The organism is Sphaerochaeta sp. S2 (assembly GCF_016406725.1).
Lineage (GTDB): Bacteria > Spirochaetota > Spirochaetia > Sphaerochaetales > Sphaerochaetaceae > Sphaerochaeta.
On record NZ_JAEKNT010000062.1, the window covers coordinates 1 to 11,221 of the forward strand.

The window sequence follows — 11,221 nt, forward strand, 5'->3', positions numbered from 1 at the left end:
CTAATAGTTCTTGATAAACCTCATTTACCCCCTTCTAAGCAGTATCTCAGAGGTTCGAGACCTCTTTGGCGTAAAACACCTTTACTACCGACCACTTGTTGGTCGGTATTTTTGTCTTCATCACGTAAGACATACCTTAGGATAATCCACGATTTCCTCTTTGCTTGAAAATACTTGAATTAAGAATTTGTTTGTTTCGACACTCTTGACGAGTAACCAATGCTCATCTACGCTTATGACACAAGCACCTCAATCATAGGACGGTGATTGAGCCTTAGGAGGAGTTGTATGCTGGGCTACGATTTGCGTGTACAAACCACTTTCAGGTTTGATTATTGCAGAGTCTTCGATCCACCGAAGGAACATGAGCTTTTGCGTTTCTCTCGGCTCATCTGGTATGGCTATGATGAAGAAGGCCCAGCAGTCTACAGAAAAGACCCCAGAACTGGTGAGGTCGTTCGGATAGATTTCCAGCGTTAAGCACTCTCTTTCCATTGAGGTATGAATATACAAATTCATTGAAATTTTATCGGATGAATGCTTGACAGTGGGGGGTAAATATTCGATATTCGCATTACCATCGTGAAGGCTCCAAAACACCTCTTTTGGAAATTCTATGCCTGAAACGAGTGGAGGAAATGGAAAAGATTGAAAGGAGTTGAAATAACTGCTCAACGGGTATCCCGTTCCTATGGTGATTTCAAGGCTCTTGATGATGTAAGCGTACAAATCAAGAGGGGAGAATTCTTCTCGCTGTTGGGTCCTTCTGGTTGTGGCAAAACCACACTGCTGAGGATTATCGCTGGATTCGATTATCCGGACTCGGGAAGCGTTGCCTTCGACAACAAGGACATCCTCCCCCTACCCCCTGAGAAACGTCAGGCAAATACCGTCTTCCAGACCTATGCACTGTTCCCCCATCTCACTGTCTACGAGAATATTGCTTTCCCGTTGCGACTTCGTCGTACCGATAAGGCAATCGTGGAACAGAAAGTCATGGAATATGTAAAACTGGTACAACTGGAAGAACATATTTATAAGAAACCTTCTATGCTCAGTGGAGGACAGAAACAACGTGTAGCCATCGCACGTGCCCTGATCAATGAACCAGCGGTACTACTGCTTGATGAACCGCTTTCAGCCCTGGATGCAAAACTGAGACAGAACCTGTTGGTGGAACTCGACCTCATCCATGATAAGGTCGGCATCACATTCATCTATGTAACCCACGACCAGAGTGAAGCCCTCTCTGTATCTGATCGTATTGCTGTCATGAACAAGGGCAAGGTATTGCAGATTGGAACTCCTTATGAAATCTATGAAGCTCCAGCAACCAGATTTGTTGCCAGCTTCATCGGAGAGTCCAATATATTCCCCTGCACCGTACGCTCCTGTGAACCACAGGGAGAGGAGTACCTCCTACGTGTTGAGGTCCCTCAGCTGCAGGGTGAAGTGTATGTAACTGATTCAGAGGCCCAGGAAGTGGGGTCTTCACTCGACTTTACCGTCCGCCCAGAGAAAATCAGGATTTCACCCAATCCTCCACGAAGCAACAGTACAACCTTGAACACTTTCAAGGGTATTGTGGAAGAACCCATCTATTCAGGATTCCAATCGAAGTTCTTTGTCAAATTGGAGAAAGAACCTGACACATTGGTGAAGGTATTCAAGCAACACACAGTATTCTTGGAAGAAGGCCCTGAGATCCAGTGGAAGGATACGGTCTATGTGAGCTGGAGTGCAAACGACGGCTACCTGGTGAAGGATACAGAGCAATGAAACGAATTCTCAAACCAAGGGAACGGGAGCGATTGCTAGGAACGCTCTATAGCGCTCCCATGGGGCTCTGGTTCACACTTTTCTTCACAATTCCCATCAGTATCATCATCCTCTACAGTTTCCTCAAGCGAGGTCTCTATGGAGGTATTGAGTGGGAGTTCTCCCTTTCTGCCTACCAGCAAATGTTCAACCCAAGCTTTGCCAAGGTACTGCTCAGGACAGTGTGGATCAGTGTAATCTCAACATTGCTCTGTCTTCTCATTGCCCTACCCTGTGGCTATGCGATGGCAAAAAGCAAGCACCAGACCTTCCTTCTGTTCTTGATCATCATACCCTTCTGGACCAACTCCCTGATCCGAATCTATGCCTGGGTATCCATACTATCCAGTGAAGGATTTCTCAACTCACTGCTGAAGAACCTTGGCCTGATTGATCAGAGCCTTGCCTTGATTTACAACAACCAGGCAGTCATTGTTGTCCTGATCTACATGTATCTCCCCTTTGCGATCCTTCCTCTCTTCACGACCATAGACAAGTTCGACTTTGCCTTGCTCGATGCAGCCAGGGACCTGGGGGCAACAAAGCTGGAGTCGATCATCAAGGTCATGATTCCCAATATCAAGAGCGGAGTGAGTACTGCCTTCATATTCACCTTCATTCCTATCTTTGGAGCCTACACCGTACCACTCTTGGTTGGTGGCAAGGACTCCACCATGATCGGAAATATCATCGTCGACCAAGTCTCCAAGACCAGGAACTGGCCTCTTGCCTCTGCCTTCTCCATGGTACTGACCCTGATCTCCCTCATCGGAGTATTCTGGATGCTGTACAGTGGAAAGAGAGAGCTACACCAGAAAAAGAGCAATCAACAGGCACTCGAGCAGAATATCAAGCTGCACCACAGCCAGAGGGGGAAGAGATGAGCAATCAGAGAAACTCCTCCAGATCCAGCTTTTCCTTCTCCTATACCATGCTTTCCTTGGTCATAGTATTCCTCTTCATTCCCCTATTTGTAGTGGTCTTTTTCTCTTTCAACAGCGTAAAAGGAATGCAGTGGGAGAGTGCAAGCCTTATCTGGTACAAGACGCTTATCTATGAAAGCCCATCACTTTGGGCTGCATTCAGAAATAGTCTTATCATTGCACTCACGAGCTCCATATCTGCCACTGTACTGGGAAGCTTGGCAGCCATCGGCATCAAATGGTACCGATTCAAGGGAAGAAGCTACATTACCACGGTAAGCTACCTTCCCATGGTCCTCCCCGAGGTAATCATCGGTATTTCAATGTTGATCTTCTTCTCTGCCGTGAAGATTCGCCTCGGCTTATTCACCATATTTGTCGCACATACCACCTTCAACCTACCCTTTGTGTTTATGTTGGTAAGTGCACGCTTGGATGAGTTTGACTATTCCACCCTGGAAGCTGCACGTGACTTGGGAGCCAATGAGCGGCAGACCCTGCTCAAGGTCATCATTCCCTCCATCATACCTGCAGTACTTTCAGGATTCCTGATGTGCATAACCATGTCACTTGAGGACTTTGTCATCACCTTCTTTGTCTCAGGTCCTGGTTCAGGAACATTGCCCCTGTATGTCTACTCAATGATCCGCTATGGCGTATCCCCGGTGATAAACGCACTCACCTTTGTCATGATTCTGGGTACCATGCTTATTGCTTTCTTCTTCAGGAAGTTCCTCAAGACAGTGGCTGCCAGCAGTTAGCTGGCGCCTCTGTCTCATTGCATAGAGGCAAAAGATCCAATTCACACCCCAATTTTATGCATATTTATGCATTTTTTTTGCATTATATCTTCCATTACCCTTGTCACCCTCTTTTTCAACAGGTATTCTGGACCAACATGTATTAAATGTTGGGAGAATGGTGATCATGAACAGTTATCAGCTCATTACTGCCTTGGCTTTTGCACTCTATCTGGGGCTTATGCTAACAATCGGGTTTTTCACATTCAGAAAAACAAAATCCACCAGTGACTACTTTCTTGGTGGTCGCTCAATCGGTCCATGGTTCACAGCACTCAGTGCTGAGGCAAGCGATATGTCTGGCTGGTTGCTTATGGGGCTTCCCGGCCTTGCTTACTTCACTGGGCTCCAGGAAGCATTCTGGACCGCGGTTGGATTGCTGGTAGGTACATACCTCAACTGGCTGTTGGTGGCAAAGAGAATGAGAAAATACTCCATTCACGCAAAGGATTCCATCACCATCCCAGAATTCCTCACCAACCGTTTCCATGACAAGAGCAAACTCTTGCAAACCATCAGCTCGATCATCATCCTGGTGTTCTTCATTGTCTATACGGCAAGTGGATTTCTGGCCTCTGCAAAACTGTTCACCGCTGTCTTCGGTATGAATTACTATGCCGCCCTCATCTTGGGCGTACTGGTCATCCTTGGATACACGCTCCTCGGTGGATACCTGGCTGTGGTAGCAACTGACTTCCTGCAGGGAAGCTTGATGTTCTTTGCCTTGGTGATGACCGGCGTGATCGCAGTATTTGCAATCGGGGGACCAGTTCATACCTTCGAACAGCTCAGCCAGTTCGGCCAGCACTTCATCAACCCATTTGCCACACCACCAGGAACCAGCTATGGGTTCCTTCAGATCCTCAGTGCGCTTGCCTGGGGCCTCGGTTATTTCGGCATGCCGCATATCCTCATCCGCTTCATGTCCATCAGAAGCAACCATGAGGTCAAGACGAGCCGAAGAATTGCCATGGTCTGGGTTGTTATTGCCATGGCAGCAGCATTGCTCGTTGGTGTGGTCGGAAAAATTTTCCTTCTGCCCACCACTTTTGACTCCCAGAGTGCAGCAGAGGCTGTATTCATTGTCAGCATGCAGAAAATCTTCCCGACCTTCATTGCAGGGTTCTTCCTCTGTGCGATTCTAGCAGCAAGTATGAGTACCGCTGACAGTCAGCTCCTGGTTGCCTCTTCGGCATTCTCAAAGGATGTCTATAAGGCAGTACTCAGGAAAGATGCCTCTGACAAGGAGACCTTGTTGGTCAGCAGACTCACTGTCGTTGCTATCACCATCATTGCCATCTTCCTGGCAATGGATCCCAATTCCTCCATCTTCGATGTAGTAAGTTACGCTTGGGCAGGCTTCGGGGCAACCTTTGGACCTGTCATTCTCGCTTCTCTTTTCTGGAGACGTGCCAGTCGCAATGGAGCTGTAGCAGCCATGCTTGGTGGTGGTATTACCGTCGTGGTCTGGAAGCAACTTTCAGGAGGCATATTCGATGTCTATGAGTTGCTCCCTGGTTTCATAATCGCTTCCCTCTGTATGGTTATTTTCAGCTTGCTTGAGAAGCATCCCGATGAAGAGGTCTTCAAAGAGTTCGATGCCTTCATGGCAACAGAAGACTAAGATGCAGAACCGGGGGGACTCCCCCCGGTTTACTTACACCTTACCCGATTCTTGTATTTAACCACTTGACCGCATCTCCAAGTTTCCCTATACTTGCTCCAATCCCTAGCCATTCGGTAGGTAATTTCTTGAAGGAGGCACATCAATGATGCAAAGCATGCAAGACAGTATTGAATCTGACATGTGCCAAAACGCACTCGCTTAAGACCTTCAAGGAACCATCATGAAACATGCAAAACATCCACGTTGTGGGTCGGTAACCGACCACATGCGAGGCTTCTGAACAGTATTCCACAGACCCGGCGTAGCCAGGTCCCAATCATTTCATTCAGGAGCAACCCATGAAAACCAACAATACCTACCACTTTGAAACCCTAGCCCTGCATGCAGGACAAGAAAAAGCAGACAGCGCAACCGGATCCCGTGCAGTACCCATCTACCAAACCACCAGCTATGTCTTTGACAGCTGCGATGATGCCGAGTCCCTCTTCAACCTCTCCAAGGCTGGGAACATCTACACAAGGCTTGGAAACCCTACCCAGGAAGTGTTTGAGAACCGAATGGCCCAACTTGAGGTTGGTGTTGGTGCTCTGGCTGTTGCCAGCGGGTCGGCTGCAATCACGCTCTCCATACTCAACCTTGCAAAAAACCAAGACCATATCGTTTCAGCGAAGACCATTTATGGGGGAACCTACAACCTGTTTGCTCATACACTCCCTGAGTGGGGTATCACCACCACCTTTGTTGATGCCACTGATATCGCAGACGTGGAGAGGGCCATCCAGGACAACACCAAGGCACTGTTCGTTGAATCCATCGGCAACCCGAATGCCACCCTCTGTGACCTGAAGGCTTTGGCCGATCTTGCCCACAGCCATAAGATCCCTCTTGTGGTGGATAATACCTTTGCAACCCCTTACCTGCTTCGTCCCATCGAGCATGGTGCTGACATCGTCGTGCACTCTGCAACAAAGTTCATCGGTGGTCATGGGACAAGCCTTGGTGGCGTTATCATTGACAGTGGAAACTTCGACTGGAAACAAAGCGGAAAATTTCCATCGGTAACAGAACCGAACGACAGCTATCATGGGTTGAGCTTTCTTGATGCTGCAGGAAAGGCTGCATGGATCACCAAGGCACGCACCGTACTGCTCAGGGACACTGGACCGTGCATTGCCCCACTGAATGCATTCCTGTTCCTCCAGGGGCTGGAAACCCTTCCCCTACGGCTAGAGAGGCATGTACAGAATACACTGAAGGTGGTCGAATTCCTCGCTGCCCATCCTCGCGTTGAAAAAGTACAACATCCCAGTCTGGAAGATAATCCGTACCATACACTCTACAAGCACTACTTCCCTAAAGGGGGTATCTCTATCTTCACCTTTGATATCAAGGGGACAGGAGAGGACGCAAAGGAGTTCATTGACCGACTGGAGATTTTCAGCCTTCTTGCCAATGTAGCAGATGTTAAGTCTCTGGTGATCCACCCTGGAACCACGACCCACTCCCAACTCACCAAGGAAGAGCTGGAGAGTCAGGGTATCTCCGAGACCACAGTACGGCTCTCGATTGGCTGTGAACATATCGACGACCTGCTTGCAGACCTGTCTCAGGCACTTGGGGAGGGTTCATCATGCCAGTGACCATCCCAAAAGACCTCCCTGCCGCTGAGGTCCTCAAACAGGAAAATATCTTTTTCATGACCGCTGAGAGGGCCATACACCAGGATATCCGCCCACTCAAGGTCGCCATCCTCAACCTTATGCCCAATAAGATGAGGACAGAGGAGCAGTTTCTCCGACTTCTCGGTAATACTGCCCTGCAGGTGGAGATAACCTTCCTTACCACAGCAAGCTATAAGAGCAAACATACACCTTCATCCTACCTGAAGGCATTCTACCAGACCTTTGACCATGTGAAGGAGGAGCACTTCGATGCTCTGATCATCACAGGGAGCCCTGTGGAGACCCTCGCATTCGAGGAAGTCGCCTACTGGCAGGAGCTGGAGACAATCCTCCGCTGGGCCGACAAGCATGTATTTGCCTCATTGTTCGTGTGTTGGGCTGCGCAGGCAGCCCTCTACCACTACTATGGTATCGGGAAACAGGTGTTGGACCAGAAGCTCTCAGGCATCTACCGCCACACGGTACTGGAGAGGAATCATCCACTGGTACGTGGCTTTGATGACCAATTCTGGGCACCCCATTCCAGGCATACCAGACTCGATGAGGAGAGCCTCGCTAAGCACAATGATATCCAGATCCTTGCAACCAGTGAGGAAGCAGGAGTCTACCTGGCAGCAAGCCAGAATGGGAGACAGGTGTATGTCACTGGGCATAGTGAATATGACGAGAGAACACTCCTAGATGAGTATACAAGAGACAGAAAGGCAGGGCTCGATGCCCAGCTTCCGGTCAACTACGTAAAAGGAGACGATCCTGCAGGAGAAATTCAGGTTACCTGGAGAGGCCATGCAAACTTACTGTTCAGCAACTGGCTGAACTATCATGTCTACCAGAACACTCCCTATCACTTGGAGGAACTTGACTGAAGCACATTACAGCAGAGCTCAGTCATCCGGCCCTTCAACGAGGCAATTTGCTTGTCGGTGATGAACGTTACCTGTCCATGCTCGATTCCTGCTGCCCAGTTGATACTGTAGGCAAGGGCGAGCGTGGATATACCTGCTTCGCGAAGCAGGGAAACCTCTGTTGCCAAGGTCATCCCTACCGTATCGCCACCGATATGGCGCAGGTAACGAATTTCTGCTGGGGTTTCAAGTCTTGGGCCATTGGTGCAGATGTATACTCCTGCATCGAGGAGAGATTCATCTTCCTTGAGGATACGAGATCTCAACGATGTGTCAAAAACCTCATCCATGGACGTGTGGACCACCCCATGCTCTCCCCCTGTGTAGAAGGTATGCTCTCTCCCGGAGGAGAGGTCAATAAAATCACTGACCAAACCCACCTTTCCAGGAGGGAGTTTCTCAGTGATGGAACCTACTGCATAGATACCAATAGCATGGGTCACCCCAAGCATTTCAAGCGCCTTGATGTTAGCACGATAGTTAATCAGGTGAGGAGGGTTTGAATGGTCGGAGCCATGGCGGGGAAGAAAGACCAAGGAAGCATCCTTGCCCTTTCCTACAAACAACTCAACATCTCCGTAGGGAGTATTCACTACCTTCCGCTGTGAATCGATCCCTTCCAGGGTATCGACTCCGGTGCCACCAATAATTGCTTTCATTGAAAATTCCTCTTGATTTCTTCCGGTTTAAGGACACCCTTACCCGTAACAACCCCTGTTACCAGATCAGGAAAAATGATATCAAAGGCCGGGTAGAGTGCCTTCATTCCAGCTGAGGAGGTAGGACTTCCCATACACTGGGTTACCTCCTCGGCCGAGCGCCACTCCATCTGTATGCCACTTGCATCCTGTTTCGTAGGATCGGGGGAGACGGAAAAGGCATAATAGGGAACCTGGAAATGCTTCGCGGCAATGGCATTGCCAAGCGTTCCAACCTTGTTCACAACAGTCCCATCCATGCAGACCAAGTCAGCGGCGGTCATATAGAGGTTTGCATCTCCGTTTCCAAGGAACGTTGCCCCCATCCCATCGGTGATCACACTGACCTCTATCCCCATCTCCTGAAGAGAGGGAGCGGTAAGCCGACTCCCCTGCAAATACGGTCTGGTCTCAGGGACAAATACCCTGATATCCTTGCCACTCTCTTTTGCATAGGCAAGGGAGAGCAGGAAGGTATGCTCAGCAAAGCAAGTGGTCAGCACACCAGCCTTATGCGGAATGAGCGAACTTCCGGCTCTACCAAGTTGGTGGTAGAGCTGGTCAAAAGCGTTTTTCCGTGCTTCCACCAGAGGGGCCACCTGCTCAATAAAACCAGGGTTTCCTCGTAGTTCATCGAGAAGGGAAAGCAAGGTCCGTTTCATTGTGGTATTGGTTGGACGGGAATCGATAAGCAGTGCTGCTGCATTTTCAAGCTCTCTGAACTCCTTCTCAACTGAACCTTCTTTCATCTGCTCTGCGACAAAGACCATCGCAGTGAGGGCAACCTCCAAAGGTCCCCCTCCCTGGGTGACCATCCGCTTCAGGGCAGAGGCAATCTCAGGGATAGAGGAGCAACGCTCAAAGCGCTTTTCAAACGGGTAGACCCGTCTATCCCCGATCAGGAGATGCTTTTCCTCAATTCGAGCGATATTCTCACTCCTGAGGAGGTAAGGCAGGGTGATCATCAATGCACCCAGAAGGAGAGATGATCTTCCACAATTGCCTTGATCAGGGCATCATCCTCTGCTGGCCCCACCACTTCCATATCCTTCTGCCCGTGGGCGAGAACCTCATGGCTGGGAAGATTGAACGTGGGATTCTGCTCATCGGCTCCGGTCAGCTCAAGAAGTTTCTCCTCAGTAATACCAAAGACAAGCCTTTTTACATTGGTCCAGTACATTGCTCCGGTACACATGACGCATGGCTCAGCATTGGTATAGAGCGAGCACGTTGCAAGATACTCTGGATCATACAGTTTGCTGGCCTTGAAGAGCAGAAGGGTCTCTGCGTGCATTGCAGAACCGCCTTCCTCGTAATCATTCATCTGCTCAAGCAGTATCTTGCCATCCTTGTCAGCCAACAAGGCACCAAAGGGATGGTTTCCTTTCTCTTTTGCCTGATGGGCAATTCTGACTGTTTCATACAACAGCTTTATATCTTGTTCATTGGGTTTCTTTCTTGTGATGGTAGGCATGACAGCTCCTCTCTTATTAGTATCCCTACCCTATCATGAGAGGCTGGGGATGACAATCGGATGCAAGTACATAAAACTTCATGAAGCGAATATCTAGTGTCACGACAAGGGCTAATGGCATGTATTTCATGGTACTGAAAATCTTCTTGCATTGACGTTTCTCAAAAGAGCACGTACATTAGAGTAAGTTGCAAGAAGCAACGAACATACAAAAAGGAATGACTATGAACAAACCTAATCGAACAAAAATGATTGTGACCTTGTTGGTGATGATGCTCATCTCCACTGCACTCTTTGCAGCTGGGGCAAAAGAAGCCCATCCCGATGCAGTCACTGTGCGAGTACTTTCCGCTTTCGACCAGCAAGGCCAGAGAGCTTTTACTGTCAGGACCTTGGAAAACGTGGACTTTGTCTTCATGACAAACAATATGACAGAGTCAACATACCCCATTGCATCGCTTTCGCGAGGTGACTACCTTGAGGTAGTGGTAGAGAATGGCATTGCCTCAGATATTCGTTACATCAACCCCTTGGTTGCTACCGGTGTACTTCCCTACAACATCAGTACTGCACAAGCAACAGAACTGGAGAGCCTTGAGGACCGTTTCAGCTACACCTACGGATTTATGCTGATCCAGTCTTTTGCAAACCAGGGACTGTTCTTCGATGCAGGATACTATGTAAAGGGTGCCCTCGATGGATACAAGGACTCCCAGAGCGATTCAATGAGTGGATATTACACCCTTGAAGAGCTGTATGCCAATGTTGAGCAGTATCAGGCAGAAATCTGGAGCCTCGGCCTTGCCCAAAGTGATTATGGCAAGTCCTATGACAGCATCGATGATGTAAGGGGTCTGACCAAGCCAGAGGGAATTGCTGACGCCTTTAGTTACACCTATGGTTACCTGTTGGCACTGAATATGTCCGGCCAGGGTATCCATGTAAATGGCGACCTCTATGCAAGCGGAGCCTTGGATTACGCATGCGGCAATCATCTGTTGATGAATGAGGCTGAAATGCAGACTGCCTTCATCGAATACCAGGCGGAACTGGAAAAAGAGTACGATGCATGGCTTGCTGAAGTTGCAGTAACCAACCTTGAGGAAGCTGAGGCTTTCCTAGAACAGAACAAGTCCAATGATGGTGTCATCACCACAGCCAGTGGCCTGCAATATCAGGTATTGACCCCTGCAGAAGGAAAGAAGCCTACAACGAGTGATACCGTAGAGGTAAACTACCAGCTGCAAATGGCTGATGGGACTGTCATCGAGAGTTCCTATGACCGAGGGGAGAC

The 11,221-nt window shown here is 49.0% G+C and carries 11 protein-coding genes; 8 read left to right on the forward strand and 3 right to left on the reverse strand.

Features of this window, described 5'->3' with window-relative positions; translation table 11 throughout:
• The first annotated feature begins 288 nt into the window (after nt 1-288).
• The 7 genes from JF818_RS01485 to metA all read left to right on the forward strand — a co-directional run bounded on the left by JF818_RS01485 (nt 289) and on the right by metA (nt 7,716).
• Nucleotides 289-480: a hypothetical protein gene (locus tag JF818_RS01485; protein WP_198890222.1), complete on the forward strand. Its 192-nt coding sequence runs from the start codon at nt 289-291 to the stop codon at nt 478-480.
• Nucleotides 481-648: 168 nt separating this feature from the next.
• Entirely contained in the window at nt 649-1,779 is a 1,131-nt protein-coding gene (locus tag JF818_RS01490) for an ABC transporter ATP-binding protein (RefSeq protein WP_198890223.1), read from the forward strand.
• A complete protein-coding gene (locus JF818_RS01495; RefSeq protein WP_198890224.1) occupies nt 1,776-2,702 on the forward strand; it encodes an ABC transporter permease in 927 nt (308 codons plus the stop codon). Before JF818_RS01490 ends, JF818_RS01495 begins: the two co-directional genes overlap by 4 nt.
• Nucleotides 2,699-3,502 (forward strand): ABC transporter permease, encoded by an 804-nt coding sequence (locus JF818_RS01500; RefSeq protein WP_198890225.1) that lies wholly within the window; start codon nt 2,699-2,701, stop codon nt 3,500-3,502. Before JF818_RS01495 ends, JF818_RS01500 begins: the two co-directional genes overlap by 4 nt.
• 166 nt (nt 3,503-3,668) lie before the next feature.
• Complete coding sequence (putP, locus tag JF818_RS01505) at nt 3,669-5,165, forward strand: sodium/proline symporter PutP (RefSeq protein WP_198890226.1); 1,497 nt, start codon at nt 3,669-3,671, stop codon at nt 5,163-5,165.
• Between the two features lie 341 nt (nt 5,166-5,506).
• Nucleotides 5,507-6,808 carry an O-acetylhomoserine aminocarboxypropyltransferase/cysteine synthase family protein gene (locus JF818_RS01510; protein ID WP_198890227.1) on the forward strand — a complete coding sequence of 434 codons (1,302 nt, stop codon included), beginning with the start codon at nt 5,507-5,509 and terminating at the stop codon, nt 6,806-6,808.
• Nucleotides 6,799-7,716, forward strand: a complete 918-nt coding sequence (gene metA, locus JF818_RS01515) for a homoserine O-succinyltransferase (protein WP_198890228.1) — start codon at nt 6,799-6,801, stop codon at nt 7,714-7,716. The genes JF818_RS01510 and metA overlap by 10 nt, the downstream gene beginning before the upstream one ends.
• Here metA and JF818_RS01520 read toward each other — a convergent pair.
• The 3 genes from JF818_RS01520 to JF818_RS01530 are packed head-to-tail and all read right to left on the reverse strand — an operon-like array spanning nt 7,695 to nt 9,927.
• Nucleotides 7,695-8,414, reverse strand: a complete 720-nt coding sequence (locus JF818_RS01520) for an MTAP family purine nucleoside phosphorylase (RefSeq protein ID WP_198890229.1) — start codon at nt 8,412-8,414, stop codon at nt 7,695-7,697. The genes metA and JF818_RS01520 overlap by 22 nt on opposite strands.
• Entirely contained in the window at nt 8,411-9,418 is a 1,008-nt protein-coding gene (locus tag JF818_RS01525) for a translation initiation factor 2 (protein WP_198890230.1), read from the reverse strand. The genes JF818_RS01520 and JF818_RS01525 overlap by 4 nt, the downstream gene beginning before the upstream one ends.
• The gene (locus JF818_RS01530; protein WP_198890231.1) at nt 9,418-9,927 is read right to left on the reverse strand and encodes a nucleoside deaminase; all 510 of its coding nucleotides are present in this window, start codon (nt 9,925-9,927) and stop codon (nt 9,418-9,420) included. Before JF818_RS01530 ends, JF818_RS01525 begins: the two co-directional genes overlap by 1 nt.
• A gap of 224 nt (nt 9,928-10,151) precedes the next feature.
• Between JF818_RS01530 and JF818_RS01535 the strand changes: the two genes are divergently transcribed.
• On the forward strand, nt 10,152-11,221 hold a 1,070-nt coding region (locus tag JF818_RS01535), incomplete at its 3' end, for an FKBP-type peptidyl-prolyl cis-trans isomerase N-terminal domain-containing protein (protein WP_198890232.1).